The organism is Vibrio sp. Y10_XG_PY6 (assembly GCF_024181795.1).
GTDB lineage: Bacteria > Pseudomonadota > Gammaproteobacteria > Enterobacterales > Vibrionaceae > Vibrio > Vibrio diabolicus.
In genome coordinates this window covers 721,831-742,169 of record NZ_JAMZAQ010000001.1, presented here as the reverse complement: position 1 = coordinate 742,169, position 20,339 = coordinate 721,831, and the positions used below count along the sequence as shown (strand labels likewise).

Here is a 20,339-nt window from a genome sequence, read left to right as displayed (position 1 = left end):
TTATCCTTGGTTTTCAGGCAAACAGTTCATTGAACCAGGATGCTGAGTCACAACGTCGGTGAACAAGAACGGAGGAACGCTAGAGAACAAAGTGACTGGCTCTGCGATACTTGGCGCTGCCAGTGAGCTGTATTGCTCCCAATCTTCAATACGATCAGGGCTCGCCTTCACTTTCTGCACCCAATTTAGGAACGCAGCACGATCAGACATTGCTGAAGCTGTGAACTTCATTTGCGAAAAGCCTTCGCCGCTGTAGTTCGATGCAAAACCCTTGTAGTCACCTTCGTGGTTCGCTATCAGGTTGAGCTTGGTAACCATGCCTGGCATCGCGTAGATCTGTGTACCTAAGCGAGGGATGAAAAACGCGTTCATGATGTTGTCCGAAGTCAGTTTGAACTGCACTGGCACGTCTTTCGGGAACGCCACATAGTTCACCGTCGCAATGTTTTCTTCTGGATAGATGAACAACCATTTCCAATCGAGTGACACCACTTCGATGGTCATTGGTTTAACATCACTTTCCAATGGTTTGGAGGGCTCTAGTTCATGAGTCGAACGCCATGTGATCGTCGCAAGAATCGCAATGATGATGATTGGAATTGTCCATACCACCACTTCGATTTTGGTCGAGTGTGACCACTCGGGAGCGTACTCTTCTTCAGTGTTAGAGGCGCGGTATCGGTAAGCGAAGTAAATCGTCATTAGAATCACAGGGATTACAACGATCAACATCAGCAAAAGAGCAGTAATAATTAGCTCTTTTTCCTGCACACCAATGGCACCTTTGGGGTCAAGTAAAGCTGAATTACATCCTGAGAGCATAAGTATGACGGACGCCAAACTTCCCCTCGACAAGATGCGTTTATATCTTGAGGCTTCCATTAACTTTCTCGATGGTTGTCTGGTTTCAAAACAAATGCCAATCACAGTAAATAAGAGCTCAGAAACAGCGCAGGGGAAATGTTTGATAAAAAGGCAAAAATTTTGATAAGTAGTGATTCTACTTACAAATTTTTCAGCGCCGTTATCAAGCATCTTAACCAGCTAGAATGAACAATTACTTGCTACGATTGGTATCAAGCTAAGAACCAGTTGTTATAGTCATTAGAATGTTTATGTGTTGAGCATGAGTAACGTCGGGATCAGAGCGAAACAAAACGGAATTGAGTGGAGATCAAAACCACACTATTAGCGTGAGTTTATTGTTACACTTTGAAACACAATGTTACATTTGGCGCATTATGAGGAGTAAAAAGTTAAAGCTCATTAGCCACAACTGGAAACTAACCTTCCATTAATGGAACTCACACTCTTTCAATAGGACATTAACCTCAACACGAACTTCACGTGCTTCAAAGTTAATGTCTTTTGAAACAGACAGTTGCAAATTAATTTTGATGAGACTGACTATCAACTGCATTTACATAGATAGCTTGAGTACGAAGGGGAAATTAAAAGTGGAAAATTGCGATCAATATCAAATTAATGATTTCACTTAGTATTTGAGTGGTATTTACTTCTCATTATTTACTTTTGGCAAACCATTCGCAGGGCGAATCCAAATATGAGTAATAAACACTTACGTTACCCAGAACTGGCTCTCGGAAAAATAGGAAATGTTGAAAGGGAAAGAAGCTTGTCATTCCGGTCTGTGGGACCTAACCCTAGAGCTTTTACATACGAATGCCTCCATCCACTTCTAAAACTCTGCCAGTAAAGTAATCACTCTCAAGAATGTATTTTACTGCATGCGCGATTTCACTTGTTTCACCCATCCTTCCAATTGGGATCATCTTTTCTAGCCGTTCTATGGCTTCTGGTTTCATTTGCTCTGCCATCGCGGTATGTACCACACCTGGTGCAATCGCCGCCGCGCGGATACCGTATCTTGCTAACTCACGGGCCCACGTTGTCGCCATGGTTGCGACCGCCGCTTTAGATGCAGAATAATTGGTTTGACCGATATTCCCTGCTCTCGCGACACTAGAAATATTGATGATAACGCCTTGTGAACCGCTCTCAATCATCTTGACGGCAGCTTCACGCCCACACAAAAATGTCCCCGTAACGTTGACGTTCATGACCAAATTGAATTGATCCAAAGACATCTTACTGATCACGCCGTCTTTTGATTTTACAAGTAACCCATCCCTTAGCACGCCAGCGTTATTGACTAGCCCATTGAGTTGGCCAAAATCTTGGATAACCGCTTCAAACGTGTTTTCAACATCGATTTCGCTCGTTACATCCACTTGATAAGTCAACGCTTTTGCGCTCAGCATTCGGCACTGCTCTTGTGTTTCCATTAAGCCGCTAGCGTTTACATCTAATAACGCTAAATCTGCACCGGCTTGAGCAAGCGTAATTGCCATCATTTGCCCAAGTCCCTGCCCTGCACCTGTAATGGCAATGACACTATTTTTAATATCCATAGTTACTGCACTCCGTCGCTAATAATGTTCCCTATTTCAAGCCTGTTTCGGTGGTCCGAAATGATGAGTTTTACTTCACCATTTCAGACGGCTTTGTAGCAAAACTCAGTCTAGCCCTTCTTACTCTTGTAAAACTCAAACAAGCTTGAGAAGTCGAGCTCACCGTGGCCGCTCGCGTTGTGGAAAGAATATAAATTACGCGCCAGTGAGCCCATCGGAACCGAAGAGTGTGTTTGTAACGCCGCATCTAACCCCAAACCGAGATCTTTCAACATGAGTTTGCTCATAAAGCCCGGTTGGTAATCGTTGCTGGCTGGTGCACTGTCCATCACTCCTGGGCAAGGATTGTAAAGCTCCAATGCCCAATTTCGGCCAGAGCTTTGCAGCATGATGTTTGATAACACTTTGGGATCGAGCCCATGATCGATACCTAGATTTAGCGCCTCGCACGTACCAGACATTAAAATGCCAAGCATAAGGTTGTTACAGATTTTCGCCATTTGACCATCGCCCGCTTTACCGGCATGGAAAACATTTTTCCCCATGTACTGCAAAATGGCATTGGCTTTAGAAAATGCTTCATCCGAGCCACCAACAATAAAGGTTAATGTCGCCGCTTTAGCGCCGGCAACACCACCCGAAACGGGCGCGTCGACAAACAGCACGCGTTTATTTGCCGCTTCATTGGCGACTAATCGCGCAGAGTCCGGATCAATGGTTGAACAATCAATCATCAAGGTACTTGGCGAGACAAGATTGAGGACACCTACGCCGCCGTGTAAGTCACCAAGATACACGGAACGAACGTGAGAACCTGCTGGTAGCATCGTGATGACTGTGCTTGCACCATCCACGACTTCCTCAATAGAGCTCGCCACCACCGCACCAAAAGGTGCAAGTTGCTTTGCCGCTTCGCTATCGACATCAAATACTTGCACGTTAAATCCAGACGCTAATAAGTTTTGCGCCATCGGATGCCCCATTCTTCCTAAACCGATAAATGCGATGGTACTCATGATCATTCTCCTTATTGACCTAGTGTTTGTTCACCCAAATCAGCAAGCGGATGTTCGTCATCCGGCCAAAGTGAGGTAAACAAGGTATCGATGACATCTTCATCGACTTCACTGACACTGTTAAACATCCAGTTAGGTTCGCCATCCCGGTCAATAAGCCGAGAACGGACGCCCTCTTTAAACTCACCTAATAAGGCGCTGCGAACCGATAAACTCAGCTCCAAGCGGAAGCAATCTGCAAGTGGTAAGCTGTGGTATTCTTTCACTTGTCTGAAGCAAATATGTGCGGTGATCGGACTGCCCGCGGCGAACGTTTGTTTCGCGTTTTCTATCCACTGACTGTTCCCTTCGATAGCCATGATTCGCTGTGCTATTGCATTAAGATCAAAGCCTTTGCACGCTTCCTCTATCTGATCTAAGTATGGACAAATTTGCGTGGTTGGTTTGCTATCAATAACCTGTTCTTCCATTAATTGTAGTAGCGCAGTTACCAACTCTTTCGCATCTTCTTTGCCCCACTGGAGCCGCTTTAGCTCATCCAGTAAGGTGGGATACTGCTCTTCCAACAGTAACCAATCGGCCAAACCAATAGTGACAGCGTCACTTGAATTCACCATGGAACCTGTCAATCCGAGGAATAAACCCACTTGCGGATCTATCTGGCTTAAAAACCACGTACCTCCCACATCAGGATACAGTCCGATATTGATTTCTGGCATAGCAAGGCGTGATGTTGTTGTCACAACTTTATGGCTGGTTCCCATAAAAAGCCCCATCCCACCACCCATGACAATACCTTCTCCCCAGCCGATAATAGGTTTGTTGTAAGTGTGGATAAGATAGTCACACCCATACTCCAACGAGAAATAGTCCGTACAGAACTCTACGATTTTTTCTTTACTCTCGTTATGCATGACGTGATACATAGCTCGAACATCGCCACCAGCGCAGAATGCTTTTTCACCAGCGCCAGTGAGTACCACACAAGTCACATGCGGATCGTCTTGCCACTTGATAAGCTGATCGTTAAGTTGGACTAACATGTCATACGTCAATGCATTCAATGAAGCGGTGTTGTCTAACGTTGCGATACCAATGCGGTGCACGCCATCTAAGCACTCTATTTCACTGATGGTTCCCATCCCTGCCATGTGGCCTCCTATCGGTTTTTCCATTGCGGTGGGCGTTTTTCTAAAAAGGCGCGAACACCCTCAACTTGATCTTCCGTATCAAAAAGATTCAGAAACAACTCTCGCTCTTTCATTAAGCCGTGCTTAAGTGGCGCAGAGCGCATATTTTGAATGAGCGCCTTACATGCGGCGACAGAAGATGGTGACTGGTTCGCAACAGATTCAGCAAGCTCCAACGCTTTACTTAACGCTTCGCCTTTGGGAACCAACTCCTCAGCCAAGCCTAGTTCTTTTGCTTTGTCAGCGCTAACTTGTTCTCCACATAAAATGATGCGCTTTGCCCAGCCTTCTCCTACTAACGCTGTGAGGTTTTGGGTACCGCCAGCGCAGGGCAAAAGTCCGACTTTGGCTTCAGGTAAAGCAAGTACCGCTTGCTCTTCAACTACTCGAATATCACAAGCTAATGCCACTTCTAAACCTCCGCCCATGGCGTAACCATTAATGGCGGCAATGGAAACACCACGGAATTCCGAGAGCGTTTCAAAAGCTTCACCAAAGCATCGCGCCATGTCTAACGCAACCGCTTTGTCACCATCAGAAAATAGCTTGAGATCCGCACCTGCAGAGAAAAACTTTTCTCCACTGCCGGTTAAAACCAGTGCGTAGACCTGCTTATCATTGTTAAGTGTGAGTATCAGCGATTTCAGTGCCTTGAGACTCTCTGCTGTCCACGTATTGGCTGGCGGGTTGTTCATTGTCACCACCGCAACGTGATTAGTGATCGTATGTTGAATGGCTTCTTGGGTTAATGGCATATCTGAATCCTTTCTCAATGAGCAAATCCAATACTTCGCTACAGCAAGGCCGATTCCTCAGAGAGCAAACGGCGCGCGATGATCAAGCGCATAATTTCGTTCGTTCCCTCCAGAATTTGATGCACACGCACATCTCTGAAATGACGCTCCATTGGATACTCTTTGATGTAACCATAGCCGCCATAAAGCTGCAGCGCTTGGTCGCAAACCTGAAAGCCTACATCGGTTGCGAACCGTTTTGCCATCGCGCAATAAGCCGTGGCATCCGGGTCATTTCGGTCGAGCTTACTGGCGGCATAGCGCACCAACTGCCGCGCAGCCACTAGCTCTGTCGCCATGTCTGCCAATTTGAATTGTAAGGCTTGAAACTGCGCAAGCGGCTTGCCGAACTGCTTACGTTCTTGAATATACCGTGCCGCCTGATTAAGGGCCTGTTGCGCCGTACCGACGGAGCAGGTCGCAATATTTATACGCCCTCCATCAAGCCCTTTCATCGCAAAGACAAAACCTTGCCCTTCTTCGCCCAGTAAATGGCTAGCTGGAATAACGACATTTTCAAAAGTAACCGCTCGTGTTGGTTGGCTGTTCCAACCCATTTTGGGTTCTTTGCGCCCATAGCTGATACCATCTGTTTGAGCAGGAACAACAAATGCAGACACGCCTTTGGCACCCGCTTCTCCGGTTCTCGCCATCACGACCAAAACATCTGTCTCTCCTGCGCCAGATATAAAGGTTTTGCCACCGTTGAGCACATACTTATCTCCCTTTTTTGTAGCGGAAGTGGTCAGTGCAGCGGCGTCTGATCCTGCGTTGGGCTCGGTTAAGCAATAGGAGCCTAACCACTCCCCCGTAACTAACTTCGGACAGAACTGCGTTTTGGCTCCATCGGTAGCAAAACTGGCTATCATCCAACTGACCATGTTGTGAATCGTCATAAACGCCGTAGTGGACGTACATCCCATGGCCAGTTGTTCAAAGATAATTGAAGCATCCAAGCGACTCAGCCCTAGGCCACCTTGCGCTTCTGGAGTGTAGAGGCTGAGAAACCCCAGTTCTCCCGCCTCTCTCAATACGTCTTTGGGGAAGATCTGTTTTTCATCCCAATCCACCGCCATCGGTGCTAAACGCTCATCGGCAAATTGCTGAGCGGTATCGGCAAATGCACGTTGATCTTCATTAAGTTCAAAGTCCATAAAAGCTCCTTCTATTCACTCAGCGCAGTTGGATGGTCAAATTAGGCCCCGTTGGAATATCGTCATCAAACCAACGTGCCGTCACCGTTTTAGTCTCGGTATAAAAACGTACCGCTTGTTTACCATACGCATGCAAATCGCCATAGAAACTGCCTCTCCAGCCTGTAAAAGAGAAAAATGGCAAAGGGACTGGAATTGGCACATTGATCCCCACTTGACCGACTTGAATGTCATGCTGATATTTTCTTGCAGCAGCGCCATTAGCCGTAAAAATGGAAGTGCCGTTCCCGTATGGGTTGCGATTCACTAACTCAATGGCCTCTTGTAACGTATCCGCTTCCATGCAAACCAAAACGGGGCCAAATATCTCTTGCGTGTAAATCGACATATTCGCTGTTACACCGCTAAACAAGGTTGGGCCAATCCAGTTTCCATCGGGAAAGCCTTCCACTTCACACTGACTGCCATCCAGTTCACACACTGCGCCTTGTTGTTTGCCATCTTCAATTAGGTCCAATACGCGTTGTTTAGCTTGCTCACTGATCAGTGGGCCATAAGCAGCCTGCCCATCGTCCCAAGGCCCTGGGTGGACTTTCGCCATCGCCTGCTTGAGGTCTGTAATCCATTGTTTTGAATCGCCGACAAATACCGCAACAGAAATCGCCATACAACGCTGCCCCGCCGCTCCAACGGAGGACCCCACTAGGTTATTCACCACTTGTTCCTTGTTCGCGTCAGGCATGATCACCATGTGATTTTTAGCACCAGCAAAAGCTTGAACGCGTTTAAAGTGTTTCGTACCCGTGGTGTAGATATAACGGGCAACAGGAACCGAGCCAACAAATGACACCGCTCGAATGTCAGGATGAGCCAGTAGGAAGTCGACTTGGTCTTTGCAACCGTGAACGATTTGCAACACTCCTTTCGGCGCGCCAGCTTGCTCAAATAGTTCGGCTAGACGGATAGAAGTCAACGGCACTTGTTCGGAAGGTTTGAGCACAAACGTATTGCCCGCCGCGATAGCGATTGGGAACATCCACAACGGAATCATGGCAGGAAAGTTAAACGGCGTAATGCCGCAACACACACCTAGGGGCTGAATCATTGAGTAACTATCAATATCCGTGGCAACATTTTCGACGGTTTCGCCCATCATATTGCTGGCAATGTTTGCAGCCTGCTCAACAACCTCTATACCTCGCCACACATCGCCTTTAGCATCCGCTAAAATCTTACCCGTTTCATGAGAAAGCAGTGTGGCAAGCTCATCATGATGTTCTTTGAGAAGGTGCTGATAACGAAGCATGACTCTGGCACGCTCGGATACTGCCACTTCCTTCCAGGATTGGAATGTCTCTTTCGCATTATCAATGGCGGCTTCCATCTCGTGATCCGTTGAGCAGGGAACGTACGCAATGACATCATTAGTGGCAGGATTGGTCACCTCAACCCAATCCGAAGTTTGAGATTCACGAAACTCTCCACCAATAAACAAGGGAACTAAACGAGTCATCATTTACTCCTTTCTGATTTCAATTAAAGCGGTATTTCAATGCCTATCGCCGTTGCCTCTCCACCACCGATACAAAGTGACGCAACGCCTCGCATCACTTTTTTGGCGTCTAGATCACCGTCGGTACCTAAAGCTTGTAGCTGACGCAAACTATGAATCAATGTCACCAGAATTCGAGCGCCACTTGCGCCTATCGGATGCCCCAGTGCACACGCTCCGCCTTTAATATTGACTTTACTCATATCAAGCCCAAGTTCTGCTACCGCGATTTGTGTCACGACAGCAAAGGCTTCATTTATCTCCCACAGATCCACTTCGTCAATTGACCAATCCAATTGGGACAACAACTGTTCAATCGCATAAACGGGAGCCAAAGTATATTCAGCAGGTTTTCTGGCGTGTGTGGCGTGAGACTTGATAACGGCGTGTGGCTCAAGACCTTGGTGGATCGCAGTCTCTTCATCCATTAGAACAAGCGCTGCAGCGCCATCGGAAATCGCACTCGAATTAGCCGCGGTCACCGTGCCTTTTTTATCGAATGCAGGTTTGAGTTGAGGGATTTTATCCAGATCATTCGAGCGCGGGTGCTCATCGTAATCCAGCGTTCCTTGTTCAGACTTGGTGTTGAGTTCAATCGGTGAGAGCTCGTCGGAAAATAAGCCTCGCTCTTGAGCTTCCAACGCACGTTTTGCCGACATCACTGCCCATTCGTCCATTTGCTCTCTGGTAAACTTAAGCCTGTCTGCGACGTGCTGAGCATAAACACCCATTAAGTGCCCTTCGTACGCATCTTGCAATCCATCGAGAAACATGTGGTCATACGTCGACTGGTGGCCCATGCGCATTCCCTTTCTCGCCTCTTTCAATAAATACGGCGCATTGGTCATACTCTCCATACCACCAGCAATGGCCGTTCGAATCGTTCCAGCTTTGATAAGATCGTGCGCCAACATGACGCTCTTCATGCCGGAACCACACACTTTATTGATAGTCGTACACCCTACATTCATGGGTAAATCCGCACCAATTGCCGCTTGTCTCGCCGGGGCTTGCCCACAACCCGCAGGGAGCACACATCCCATGAAAACTTCATCTACAGATGTCACATTCACTTCATGCGTCGCAGCCTTTATCGCTAGTGCACCTAATTGGGGAGCGGAGTAAGTTTGCAACTTTCCTTGAAAGCGCCCGATCGGCGTTCTCTTCGCGCTGACAATCCAGATGTCTTTTTCCATGATTCGCATTCCCTTGAGGTATATGTGAACACTAGACTGACTGATGACGCCCTTGCATGACATTGCTTACCAAGTGCTACGCCAGTCTTTGTCGCCCTTTCTCACTGACAAACTTTCATACTGCGATTTCTTGACGTTTACGTAAGCATAGCACTAGCCTTTACAATGAGATGAAAAAACACACCAAGTAGGCGTTTATCTTTCAAAATTTGCGTTCGGCCTTTCCGTTGAAGGTTCGATTTCCAGAAACTGGATTTTTATTCGAGGTAAGTATGTTATGGAAAAATACAAGATCAGTGACCTCGCCAAGGAGTTTGATATTACCACTCGCAGTATCCGGTTTTATGAGGACGTAGGTCTGATTGAACCAGAGCGAAAAGGCAACATGCGCGTTTATCAACGCAGAGATAAAATTCGTCTCAAACTGATTTTAAGAGGGAAACGGCTCGGTTTTTCACTGGCAGAAATTCGTGAACTTTTCGAGCTCTATGACATGCAACAAACCGAAGGACAGTTATTGAAAATGCTCAATATCATTGAAGATAAACAAGCCGTCCTACAACAGCAACTCAATGACATCAGCGTCGTAATGGCAGAGTTGAATGCCGCTAAAGAACGCTGTATTCAAACACTCAAAAGCAAAGAGACATAACCGCTATACTCAAATAGCGACACCGCAATCGGCTTTTCCACCTTACCTCTGATATCGGGAGACGTTATGAAAAGCACCTACGCCCCACTCAATTTCGGACTTGGTGATACCATCGATATGCTCCGAGACCACGTTAATGCCTTTGCTACGGAACATATTGCTCCCATCGCCGCAGATATAGACCGCGATAACCAGTTTCCGAACCATTTGTGGCCTTTGTTTGGAGAAATGGGGCTGCTCGGTGTCACCGTCGATGAAGAACTTGGTGGTGCAGGCATGGGATACCTTGCTCACGTTGTGGCGATGGAAGAGATCAGCCGAGCCTCTGCCTCCGTCGCTTTAAGCTACGGCGCTCATTCTAATCTGTGCGTCAATCAGATTTTTCGCAATGGCACGCCTTCTCAACGCAAGAAATACCTTCCCAAACTCATCGACGGTACGCACGTTGGCGCCCTAGCTATGAGTGAGCCCAATGCCGGTTCAGACGTGATAAGCATGCAACTGAAAGCGGAGAACAAGGGCGACTATTTTGTACTGAATGGCAACAAAATGTGGATCACCAACGGTCCCGACGCTGACATAGTGGTGCTTTACGCTAAAACGGATGTCAATGCAGGTTCACGAGGTATTACCGCATTCATTGTTGAACGCAACATCGAAGGTTTCAGCCATGCTCAAAAGCTGGACAAACTAGGCATGAGGGGCTCGAACACTTGCGAACTTGTATTTAACAATTGCGTAGTGCCGAAAGAGAATATTCTTGGCGATCTGAATCAAGGCGTCGAGGTGTTAATGAGTGGGCTGGATTACGAGCGCGTCGTCCTCGCTGCCGGACCACTCGGGATAATGCAAGCTTGCATGGACATTGTGGTCCCGTACATACATGAACGAAAGCAGTTTGGAAAATCCATTGGCGAGTTTCAGTTAGTTCAGGGCAAGATCGCCGATATGTACTCTCGAATGAGTGCAGCAAAAGCGTATGTATATACCGTCGCAGCGGCTTGTGATCGAGGTAACGCAACACGCAAAGATGCCGCAGGAGCGATTCTGTACAGTGCAGAACTCGCCACACAAATGGCACTTGATGCAATACAGTTGCTCGGTGGGAATGGCTACATCAATGAATACCCTGCTGGTCGTTTGCTACGTGATGCAAAGCTTTATGAAATCGGCGCGGGTACCTCAGAGATTCGCCGCATGTTAATAGGCCGAGAACTGTTCGAAGAATCTCGCTAAAGGAACATACGACAAGGAAGTCATTATGGCCATTATCAAAAGTAAAACTAAGCCAACTGACGAGTTATTTCTTTCCAATAAAGCTGCGATGGAAACGTTGGTCACTCAACTGAATCAACACATCGAGACAATCAAACAGGGAGGCGGTGAAAAAGCCATTCAGCACCAGAGGCAAAAAGGAAAACTCCCCGCCCGAGAACGCATCGCGCGCTTGCTTGATGACAACACTGACTTTCTTGAAATCAGCCAGTTTGCCGCCTGGCAAGTGTATGACGAATCCATCCCCTGCGCTGGCGTTATCGCCGGCATTGGTTTCATAGCGGGGATTCAATGTATGGTCATCGCCAACGATGCTTCGGTAAAAGGCGGAACCTACTACCCACTCACGGTAAAAAAACACCTTAGAGCGCAAGAGATAGCCCAACGTTGCCAACTCCCCTGCGTGTACTTGGTGGACTCCGGTGGCGCAAATCTCCCTCATCAGTCCGACGTCTTCCCCGACAAAGAACACTTTGGTCGCATTTTCTTTAACCAAGCGAGGATGTCAGCAAAAGGCATCCCTCAGGTAGCTGTTGTGATGGGGCTTTGCACTGCTGGGGGCGCATATGTTCCTGCCATGGCGGATGTGTCCATTATGGTCAAAGAGCAAGGCACCATATTTTTGGCGGGACCGCCTCTAGTTAAAGCGGCCACTGGCGAAGTCGTGACGGGTGAAGAGCTCGGCGGTGCAGACGTACATTGCCGCAAATCTGGTGTTGCTGATTATTACGCTGAAAATGATGAGCATGCCCTAATGCTCGCCCGAGAAGCCATTACCAATGCCAATAGAGCAAAACCGATTAAGCCGGAAAACACCGTGCTACCTCCCCGCTACGATGCAGAAGAAATCTACGGAATCGTGAATGCCAACTTACGACTATCATTCGACGTCCGAGAAATCATCGCCCGCATTGTCGATGATTCTGATTTCGACGAATTCAAAGCCTTGTACGGCAGAACGTTAGTGTGTGGCTTTGCTCGCGTTCACGGACACTTGATCGGCATTGTGGCAAACAACGGCATTTTGTTTTCTGAATCGGCACAAAAAGGCGCGCACTTTATTGAACTTTGCGCCAAACGGAAAACACCGCTTCTCTTTCTCCAAAACATTACGGGATTTATGGTCGGGAAAAAGGTGGAAGAAGAAGGCATCGCAAAACATGGCGCCAAGCTGGTGATGGCCGTCGCTTGTGCTGACGTACCGAAGTTTACCGTGATCATCGGTGGGTCGTACGGCGCTGGCAATTATGGCATGTGCGGCCGAGCTTATGATCCAACCATGATGTGGATGTGGCCGAACGCTCGTATTTCTGTGATGGGCGGAGAACAAGCGGCAGGCGTCTTAACACAAGTTCGAAAAGACGCGAAGGAACGCCAGGGAGAAGCATGGTCAGAGCAAGAAGAACATATTTTTAGAGAATCAATCATAGACTTGTATGAAACACAAGGACATCCCTATTTTGCGAGCGCTCGGCTATGGGATGACGGAATTATTGACCCCAAACAAACGCGTCAGGTGTTGAGTCAAGCGCTAACGGCAGCATTAAATGCCCCCATTCCTGATAGCGAGTTTGGCGTCTTCAGAATGTAAATATCCAGAGATAAATTAAGGAAGTAAGTATGCAGGAAATGCAACCAAGCATTATTCCCAACGCCCAAAGACAAGATGATGTTCTTTGGCATGTCGATGACAATGGCGTAGCGACCATCACTCTAAACAGAACAGCCAAGCACAATGCTTTTGACGCTTGTACGATCGACTTGCTGATCCACCGTCTAGATTATCTCGCTTTACGAACGGATGTGCGATGCTTGGTATTAAAAAGTAACGGCAAGCACTTTTCATCCGGGGCCGACCTGAATTGGATGCAGTCGATGGCCGACAGCACGAGGCAAGATAATTTCGTTGATGCCCAAAACTTGGCAAGACTCATGGAAACACTAGATTCGTTCCCTCAACCCACCATCGCGGTTGTACAAGGCTCCGCTTACGGCGGCGCGCTGGGATTGATTTGTTGCAGTGATATCGCCATCGCGAGCCAATGTGCTAACTTTTGCTTAAGTGAAGTTAAGCTTGGTTTAGTTCCGGCAACCATTGCGCCTTACGTCATGCGCGCGATGGGGAATCGACAAGCTAGACGCTATATCTTAAGTGGTGAAGTCATTTCAGCCGAGGATGCCGAACGGTTTGGTATTGTGCACGAAGTGAAAGAAGCCAAACAACTTGAAAGTGCGGTCGATAGCGTGATCAAGACGTTACTACTTAATAGCCCAGATGCGATGCGCAAAGCGAAAACGCTCTGTCACCAATGTCATCAAAACCCCATCGATCAACAACTGATTCACTATACTAGCAAGCTCATTGCGGACATTAGGGTATCGCCACAAGGCCAAGATGGCTTGCAAGCGTTTCTTGAAAAACGAAGCCCAAGTTGGGTAACCAAATCACAGGACAAGTAATGCTGCCTTCCAAAGTAAATATTGTCGAAGTAGGTCCACGAGATGGATTGCAAAATGAATCTCCTGTTGCGACCCAGACTAAAATCCGGTTGATCAACTTACTCTCTGATACTGGGCTAACGTATATTGAGGCGGGCTCTTTTGTTTCGCCCAAATGGGTGCCACAAATGGCGGACTCAACAGAGGTCATGAAAGCAATAACAAGGCGAAATCATGTTACTTATTCTGCCCTGACACCAAACCTAAAAGGCTTCGAACAAGCCTTGGAGGCTGGTGCCAATCAGGTCGCAATTTTCACTTCATCATCAGAAGGATTCAGCCAACACAATATCAATTGCTCGATTGCAGAAAGTTTAACTCGCTTCGAGCCTGTAATGCGATTAGCCACCAAACACAGCATCCCTGTTCGAGGTTATCTATCCTGCGTTGCAGATTGCCCTTACGACGGTCCAACAGCCCCTAAACAGGTGGCGAGCGTGACCAAATCGCTCATCGATTTAGGGTGCTATGAAGTATCCCTAGGCGATACAATCGGCACAGGCACGCCAAATCGAATTGCAGCCATGCTGGAGGCCGTCATGTTGGTTACACCTCTCCCCCTGCTTGCTGTCCATTTCCACGATACATGGGGACAAGCGCTCGCCAATATTCATCAAGCATTAAGTATGGGCATCAATACCATCGACAGTAGTGTAGCTGGGCTGGGTGGATGCCCATACGCTCATGGGGCCTCGGGGAATGTCGCGACGGAGGATGTACTGTATTTATGCCAAGGATTAGGGATCGAAACGGGGATCGACTTGGAGCTGTTAGCAAAAGCTGGCTGGATGATCAGCGAAGAGCTTAATCGAGAACCCACGTCAAAAGTATCGCTAGCTTTGCGTAACCGTATGACATCTCTAACATAAGACGTTTATTAAACCTCGTAGTTTGCTTTAATACCAATATCAAAATGAAGTGGCATCCGCCACTTTGATATAGACAGGAAACCCATAATTAAGCCAGACAACCCTGTTGCAATATTCGCTACCGTCAGTATTTCGAAACAAAACGCAAAGGTTGCGATGGCAAGTAGCACTGGCACCGCTTTCAAGCCTGGAACTTTAAAACAAAAGGACTCTTTCAGCGCCACACCGGAAAAAGTGACAAAGACAAAACCAAGAGAAAGCCACACGCGGGATAAGTCTGGATCGCTCACCATGAAGAGCAGTCCCACCCAAGTTGACCAGCTAATGACAGTACGCACAGTTTTACTGTAGACATGGATATTTGCTGCAGTTAATACACCTGCAATGGCGATGAGCAGCAACACATTTCGATCATAAAATGCCGAACCTTCAATAAGGTGCAAACCCGATATCGTCATCGCGATAAGTCCAAAGGCAAATACGCTAATTCCTAAACGGTATAAACAGACACTTAAAATATCTAAAAAGTCTAGTGATTCCTTATGCTCAGTATTGGCCATGCTTCACTCCTAAATTGTTCCCTACCCACATTTCTTGAAGCTACCTAGGGATAGACAAACGAAATCGCCCGCCAGTACGGTAAATAATAAGAGAAAATAAGATAAGCACACAGCCTACTAGCTTATTTGCCGTTAGCACTTCGCCATACCACAGCACGCTCAGAATGACGGTCCAAACTGGCTCTAATATCATGATCAAGGCAGCATTACCTGCCTGAACAAATTTTTGCCCCATGGTTTGCATTACGTAACGCAAGCTCGTCGCTAGCAAGGTGCTCAACGCGAACCACCACCAAATGGAGGAGTCAACCTCTGCCGGAAAAGACTCCATAAAGAAAGAAACCAACAAACCTAAACAACCAGCAGAAAAAAGCTGCACGCAAGTAAGCAGCAACACAGGTAATTTTTGAGAGTATTTACTGTTCACATTAAAATGAAGCGCAAGAACAAGTGCCGCCCCAAGAAACCAAAATTGACTGGCCGATTGCTTCCAACCGCCAACTAAAGAGAGACAGGCGAGCCCTAATACCGCGATAGGCAAAGAAAGCCAGAAAATTCGTTGTGGTCGTTGACGAAACATAACCCACGCAACAATAGGCACAAATAGCATGGAGAGACTCATGATAAATGCGCCTTCCCCAAGCGTGTCGCTGATGGAGATGGCGTAAATCCATGTCATAACGGCACTACCTAACAGTAGCCCGACACCACCAGCAGAAAGCACATCTCTCAAATTCGCTTTCAACAAAGGTCGATAGCACAACGGCAGCAGGCAGAGTGATGCAATAGTAAATCGCGCCCCGATAAAGCCGAAAGGTGGTAAACCCTGTATTGTTTCCTTAGAAAAGATCCAACCAAGTGCCGCGATCATCGTTGTCGCAACCAGAATAACCGTCGCTTTGCGTTCTGAGTTAAACATAAGTACTCACAAAATATGGAACACAGTATCGCAGCAAGGGAAGTTTGCTGCGCTGTTGTATCAATTTGAAAGGAGTTTCTGTCGAGCGGAAGTGAAAGCCCGACTCTCTCCTATGTTGTTAAGCAGATTGAAGTTCTGCGGTCGGATACATTAAAGGCAGGCAAAGTCTTAAGGCAAGCGTTTTCGTATACTAAATTGCCTAAGCATCTTATGCATTAAACAAACTGGCTAAAACTTGGACCGGATGTCGAACTACCTCCCCTTCAAAACGCTTAACTTGACTGCGGCAGGAATACCCCGTGGCTAACACACGCTCAGTGGGCAGGTTCTTTATATTCGGTTTCCAACTCAGCTGATAAATAGCTTCAGACGTACTTTTCTTATCCACTTCATGGCCGAATGTCCCTGCCATACCGCAACATCCCGTAGGTATCACATGCAGCTTTAAACCAAAGTGATAAAAAATAGACTGCCAAGATTTCTCAGTCAGCGGTATTTTTGTCTTTTCTGTGCAATGCGCCATCAAATACCAAGGCTCTTCATCTGATGTGCTTACAGCTGGCCATTCATCGAGTGTATCCACCAGCCATTCATGAGCCGTATAAACTGTAAATTCGCCTCGCTTTTCTTTTAGAACCTGATGGTATTCATCACGATAACAAAGCACTAAGGCTGCATCGATACCGATCATAGGAATTTCAAGATCAGCAACTTGGTTGAGAAAGTCCGAGGTGTTTTGTGCATTTCTGGCGAATTTCTTAAGGAAACCTTTTACATGTTGAGCTTTCCCATTAGGTTTGAAAGGCAGAACAACAGGGTGTTTCCCTAACCGCTGCAATAACTGAATAAAGTCCGCAACCAACTCGGCTTCATAAAAGCTGGTAAATGGATCTTGAACAATCAAGACGTAATTTTGCTTCACTTCTGGGGAAAGCGATTCTAGATACGCAAAGTCGAACGGGCTCACTCCAAGTGCCTGACATCGACTTTGCAACGTAGGGATCGATAGCACTGGCGAATCAACAAAACCGATGGATGTCTCTAATACTTGCGTAACAGGCCTACTAGATGCAATTTGATTAACCAACTTGGGAGCTTTTGCCATAATCGGCAACAGTTGCTCAATATTCGACACCAGATAGTCGCGCAGCGGTCTGCGATAACGAGAGTGATAGAGGTTTAAAAAACGCGCTCTAAAATCAGGTACATCAACTTTAACAGGGCACTGACTCGCACACGCTTTGCACGCTAGACAACCGCTCATCACCTCATAAACTTCATGCGATAGGTCATCAGATGCGGGGCGAGATATCAGTTGACTCAGCTTCTGAGCCAAAAGCTTAACCGATAACGTTTGATTGAGAAGTTGCTGTTCGTTAGCGAGCAAATCGAAGCCACTGTCATTAAGACGACGCAGCCATTCACGCATTATCCCTGCCCTCCCTTTCGGAGAGTGGCGACGATCGGCTGTTACTTTAAATGATGGACACATTGGGCTATCAGCATCGTAATTAAAACACAGCCCATTGCCATTGCAAGACAGCACGGGCTTAAGCGACTCTCGGACTTCTACGGGGATCTGACGATCATAGTAGCCACGCTTAGTCGCTGTGACTTTTACCATTTCAGCGTCGCTATTCAGTGGCGTGCAAATCTTGCCCGGGTTCATTTTATTGTCGGGGTCAAACGCCGCTTTAATACGCCTTAATTCAATAAAGAGCTCATCACCAAAGAAGGCAGGTCCATATTCTGAGCGATATCCTTTACCGTGCTCTCCCCACATTAAACCATTGTATTTTGCCACCAGCGCGACCACATCATCGGACAGTTGATGCATCAACGCTTCTTGCTCAGGGTCACACATATCGAGCGCTGGACGCACGTGAAGGACGCCAGCATCCACATGCCCAAACATGCCATAATGCAGGTTATTGCGGTCTAGCAACGTACGAAATTCCGCGATAAAGTCCGCTAAATTTTCAGGCGGCACACAGGTATCTTCCGCAAATGCAATGGGCTTTGCCTGACCTTTGGTCGCGCCAAGCAGCCCAACCGCTTTCTTGCGCATGCCATAAATGGCCTGGATGTCTTGGGGTTCGCGACAGACTTGATACCCGATGATACCACTGCGTCGGTGAGCCATTTCTTTATCGAGAATTGAAAGTAAGCGTTCAACTTTATCTTCAATATCATCGCTGTGACTGCCTGCGAACTCGACAAAGTTAATCCCTTGCATCTCTTTGCCCTGCACATCTGAGATCGCGTGTTTTACCGAGTGCCAGACAATGTCTCCTCTTGCAAGATTGAGCACTTTTGCATCAACTGTCTCAACCGATAGAGCCTCTGCTTCGACCATCAAGGACGCATTTCGTAGCGCAGAGTCAAAACTATCGTATTTAACGTTCACTAATAGTCGCGTGGTAGGTATTCGCGTAAGATTGAGCTTAGCTTCAGTGATAAAAGCTAACGTACCTTCAGAGCCACATAATATTCTCGTGACGTCAAACGCTTCACTCTTGTCGTTGATGGCGTTTTTTAGGTCATAACCAGTATGAAATCGGTTCAGAGGAGGAAACTTATCCAGAATCTGTTGACGCTTGTCTCGACAAACTTTCTCCGTAATTTTTAACGCTCGCGATACTACATCACTGTTTAACCATTTGTTTTGTTGAATTGCTTCGGTATCGAGCACCGAACCATCCGCCAATACCGCTTTGAGCGCCAACACATGATCCGAGGTTTTACCATATTGCAAAGAGCCTTGGCCTGATGCATCGGTATTAATCATCCCACCCAATGTTGCGCGATTGCTGGTCGATAGATCTGGAGAGAAGAAATAACCATAAGGGCGAACGATGTCGTTGAGTTGATCTTTGACTATCCCAGTCTCCACTCTCACCCAGCCTTCCTGCTCGTTAATCTCTAACACTCGATTCATGTAGCGAGACAGATCAACCACGATCCCCGAGTTCAATGATTGTCCGTTGGTGCCCGTTCCGCCTCCTCTGGGCGAAAAGGTCAGGTGCTTAAATTCATCATGTGCACTGACCTTGCCAAGTATTACCACATCATGATGGTTGGCAGGAAAAACGACCGACAAAGGAAGTTGCTGGTAGACGCTGTTGTCAGTCGCCATGCTCAATCGAGTGGTATAACGAGCATCAGTATCCCCCTTGAAACCAAGCTGTTTAAGGGTGTTAAAGAACTTGATAACCACAGGATCAGAGGAAACCTGTAGCGGAAGTGCAGGAAGCATAATTTGAATCAGTGCCTTACGGTTGTCTTTTTAGGTTCATAACATGAATGTGGAGTTAAAAGCGGTAGAGGCGCTTGGGGTTATCGACCAGAATCTTACTAAACAGTGTCGTATCTTGCGTCCAGTGCCACAAGGTATCTAACAACTGGCCATCATTTGGCATCTCAGCAGCAAAACATGGGTGAGGCCAATCCGATCCCCAGACGCATTGCTCTTCATTCGCTTCTAACAAAGCTTGAGCAAATGGAGAAACGTCATCATAAGGCGGTGATTGAGGCGACAAACGATACGGTGCCGACAATTTTGTCCACACTTTCCCTTCGGCCTTAAGCTTCAATAAGGTTTGAAAACCAGGATGAGAAATCAGCTTGTTTGTTGGCATATGTCCAATATGATCAATCACGACGGGCACGGGTAAAGCCCTTAATCGGTGATATAAGTCATCAAACTGCGAAACATCAATTAAGCATTGAAGGTGCCAGTGTCGCTCTGCAAGGCGAGCCGCTAAACGTTCAACATCACGCCACTCAATACCACCTTTAAACAGCAAATTCATCCGCACCCCACAAAATCCGGCTTCTTGTAGCTCATCCAGCGTTTGCTCGGACACATCCGCATCCACGACCGCGACGCCTTTGTAGTCGTAACCTTGTTGGCGTAAATACCGTAATGTATCAAGATGCAACTGGTTGTCATTGCCATACACACTCGGCTGAACCAGCACGCCATGACGGATGTTTAATTGCTGGTGCAAATGCAGGTACGCGCCGACGCTGGCATCGGGTGGCGTGTAGGTTCGCGTTTCACAGTACGGATAACGTGAAGAAAAAACGTGGGCGTGACAATCAACCGCGCCTTCAGCAATCGCGATTGTTGGTTTATTTACAAATGGGTCAGCCGCTTCACAAAATGGAATTATGCTCATCGAAAATCATCCTGTCAGAAAGGTAGAGGTGCCATCAACGAAAGCACCTC

The 20,339-nt window shown here is 47.2% G+C and carries 17 protein-coding genes; 5 read left to right on the top strand and 12 right to left on the bottom strand.

Annotation, left to right across the window (positions count from 1 at the left end):
* The 8 genes from cyoA to NL644_RS03300 form a co-directional block, all read right to left on the bottom strand.
* Positions 1-882, bottom strand: coding sequence for a ubiquinol oxidase subunit II (gene cyoA / locus NL644_RS03335; RefSeq protein WP_005388604.1), 882 nt, complete (start codon positions 880-882; stop codon positions 1-3).
* A 791-nt stretch (positions 883-1,673) separates the two neighbouring features.
* Positions 1,674-2,432: an SDR family oxidoreductase gene (locus tag NL644_RS03330; RefSeq protein ID WP_005390975.1), complete on the bottom strand. Its 759-nt coding sequence runs from the start codon at positions 2,430-2,432 to the stop codon at positions 1,674-1,676.
* 110 nt (positions 2,433-2,542) lie between these two features.
* Complete coding sequence (mmsB, locus tag NL644_RS03325; RefSeq protein ID WP_005390978.1) at positions 2,543-3,448, bottom strand: 3-hydroxyisobutyrate dehydrogenase; 906 nt, start codon at positions 3,446-3,448, stop codon at positions 2,543-2,545.
* A gap of 11 nt (positions 3,449-3,459) precedes the next feature.
* On the bottom strand, positions 3,460-4,599 hold the full coding sequence (locus NL644_RS03320) for an enoyl-CoA hydratase/isomerase family protein (RefSeq protein WP_253657985.1): 1,140 nt from the start codon (positions 4,597-4,599) through the stop codon (positions 3,460-3,462).
* Positions 4,600-4,607: 8 nt separating this feature from the next.
* Positions 4,608-5,393: an enoyl-CoA hydratase gene (locus NL644_RS03315; RefSeq protein ID WP_134645798.1), complete on the bottom strand. Its 786-nt coding sequence runs from the start codon at positions 5,391-5,393 to the stop codon at positions 4,608-4,610.
* 38 nt (positions 5,394-5,431) lie between these two features.
* Positions 5,432-6,586 (bottom strand): acyl-CoA dehydrogenase family protein, encoded by a 1,155-nt coding sequence (locus NL644_RS03310; RefSeq protein WP_134645799.1) that lies wholly within the window; start codon positions 6,584-6,586, stop codon positions 5,432-5,434.
* Positions 6,587-6,605: 19 nt separating this feature from the next.
* The gene (locus NL644_RS03305) at positions 6,606-8,099 is read right to left on the bottom strand and encodes a CoA-acylating methylmalonate-semialdehyde dehydrogenase (RefSeq protein ID WP_134646450.1); all 1,494 of its coding nucleotides are present in this window, start codon (positions 8,097-8,099) and stop codon (positions 6,606-6,608) included.
* 23 nt (positions 8,100-8,122) lie between these two features.
* Positions 8,123-9,334 carry a thiolase family protein gene (locus tag NL644_RS03300; RefSeq protein ID WP_134645801.1) on the bottom strand — a complete coding sequence of 404 codons (1,212 nt, stop codon included), beginning with the start codon at positions 9,332-9,334 and terminating at the stop codon, positions 8,123-8,125.
* 277 nt (positions 9,335-9,611) lie between these two features.
* On the opposite strand from NL644_RS03300, the gene NL644_RS03295 reads away from it, so the two are divergent.
* The 5 genes from NL644_RS03295 (at position 9,612) to NL644_RS03275 (ending at position 14,629) form a co-directional block, all read left to right on the top strand.
* A complete protein-coding gene (locus NL644_RS03295; RefSeq protein WP_134645803.1) occupies positions 9,612-9,986 on the top strand; it encodes a MerR family DNA-binding transcriptional regulator in 375 nt (124 codons plus the stop codon).
* A gap of 66 nt (positions 9,987-10,052) precedes the next feature.
* Positions 10,053-11,222, top strand: coding sequence for an isovaleryl-CoA dehydrogenase (locus NL644_RS03290; protein ID WP_134645805.1), 1,170 nt, complete (start codon positions 10,053-10,055; stop codon positions 11,220-11,222).
* Positions 11,223-11,247: 25 nt separating this feature from the next.
* Positions 11,248-12,852, top strand: coding sequence for a carboxyl transferase domain-containing protein (locus tag NL644_RS03285; protein ID WP_253657984.1), 1,605 nt, complete (start codon positions 11,248-11,250; stop codon positions 12,850-12,852).
* 29 nt (positions 12,853-12,881) lie between these two features.
* Positions 12,882-13,721 (top strand): enoyl-CoA hydratase-related protein, encoded by an 840-nt coding sequence (locus NL644_RS03280; protein WP_005390997.1) that lies wholly within the window; start codon positions 12,882-12,884, stop codon positions 13,719-13,721.
* Positions 13,721-14,629, top strand: a complete 909-nt coding sequence (locus NL644_RS03275) for a hydroxymethylglutaryl-CoA lyase (protein ID WP_253658299.1) — start codon at positions 13,721-13,723, stop codon at positions 14,627-14,629. The genes NL644_RS03280 and NL644_RS03275 overlap by 1 nt, the downstream gene beginning before the upstream one ends.
* A gap of 8 nt (positions 14,630-14,637) precedes the next feature.
* On the opposite strand, the gene NL644_RS03270 is transcribed toward NL644_RS03275, so the two are convergent.
* The 4 genes from NL644_RS03270 to NL644_RS03255 form a co-directional block, all read right to left on the bottom strand.
* Positions 14,638-15,189 (bottom strand): DUF2301 domain-containing membrane protein, encoded by a 552-nt coding sequence (locus NL644_RS03270; protein WP_253657983.1) that lies wholly within the window; start codon positions 15,187-15,189, stop codon positions 14,638-14,640.
* Between the two features lie 40 nt (positions 15,190-15,229).
* Positions 15,230-16,108, bottom strand: a complete 879-nt coding sequence (locus tag NL644_RS03265) for a DMT family transporter (protein ID WP_048625206.1) — start codon at positions 16,106-16,108, stop codon at positions 15,230-15,232.
* 208 nt (positions 16,109-16,316) lie between these two features.
* On the bottom strand, positions 16,317-19,364 hold the full coding sequence (locus NL644_RS03260) for an FAD-binding and (Fe-S)-binding domain-containing protein (RefSeq protein ID WP_253657982.1): 3,048 nt from the start codon (positions 19,362-19,364) through the stop codon (positions 16,317-16,319).
* 55 nt (positions 19,365-19,419) lie between these two features.
* Positions 19,420-20,289, bottom strand: coding sequence for an amidohydrolase (locus NL644_RS03255; RefSeq protein ID WP_114322934.1), 870 nt, complete (start codon positions 20,287-20,289; stop codon positions 19,420-19,422).
* Positions 20,290-20,339 lie beyond the last annotated feature (50 nt).

Coding starts and splice junctions, on each gene's coding strand:
- cyoA (WP_005388604.1), bottom strand. CDS start 882: ATGGAAGCCTCAAGATATAAACGCATCTTGTCGAGGGGAAGTTTGGCG.
- NL644_RS03330 (WP_005390975.1), bottom strand. CDS start 2,432: ATGGATATTAAAAATAGTGTCATTGCCATTACAGGTGCAGGGCAGGGA.
- mmsB (WP_005390978.1), bottom strand. CDS start 3,448: ATGAGTACCATCGCATTTATCGGTTTAGGAAGAATGGGGCATCCGATG.
- NL644_RS03320 (WP_253657985.1), bottom strand. CDS start 4,599: ATGGCAGGGATGGGAACCATCAGTGAAATAGAGTGCTTAGATGGCGTG.
- NL644_RS03315 (WP_134645798.1), bottom strand. CDS start 5,393: ATGCCATTAACCCAAGAAGCCATTCAACATACGATCACTAATCACGTT.
- NL644_RS03310 (WP_134645799.1), bottom strand. CDS start 6,586: ATGGACTTTGAACTTAATGAAGATCAACGTGCATTTGCCGATACCGCT.
- NL644_RS03305 (WP_134646450.1), bottom strand. CDS start 8,099: ATGACTCGTTTAGTTCCCTTGTTTATTGGTGGAGAGTTTCGTGAATCT.
- NL644_RS03300 (WP_134645801.1), bottom strand. CDS start 9,334: ATGGAAAAAGACATCTGGATTGTCAGCGCGAAGAGAACGCCGATCGGG.
- NL644_RS03295 (WP_134645803.1), top strand. CDS start 9,612: ATGGAAAAATACAAGATCAGTGACCTCGCCAAGGAGTTTGATATTACC.
- NL644_RS03290 (WP_134645805.1), top strand. CDS start 10,053: ATGAAAAGCACCTACGCCCCACTCAATTTCGGACTTGGTGATACCATC.
- NL644_RS03285 (WP_253657984.1), top strand. CDS start 11,248: ATGGCCATTATCAAAAGTAAAACTAAGCCAACTGACGAGTTATTTCTT.
- NL644_RS03280 (WP_005390997.1), top strand. CDS start 12,882: ATGCAGGAAATGCAACCAAGCATTATTCCCAACGCCCAAAGACAAGAT.
- NL644_RS03275 (WP_253658299.1), top strand. CDS start 13,721: ATGCTGCCTTCCAAAGTAAATATTGTCGAAGTAGGTCCACGAGATGGA.
- NL644_RS03270 (WP_253657983.1), bottom strand. CDS start 15,189: ATGGCCAATACTGAGCATAAGGAATCACTAGACTTTTTAGATATTTTA.
- NL644_RS03265 (WP_048625206.1), bottom strand. CDS start 16,108: ATGTTTAACTCAGAACGCAAAGCGACGGTTATTCTGGTTGCGACAACG.
- NL644_RS03260 (WP_253657982.1), bottom strand. CDS start 19,364: ATGCTTCCTGCACTTCCGCTACAGGTTTCCTCTGATCCTGTGGTTATC.
- NL644_RS03255 (WP_114322934.1), bottom strand. CDS start 20,289: ATGAGCATAATTCCATTTTGTGAAGCGGCTGACCCATTTGTAAATAAA.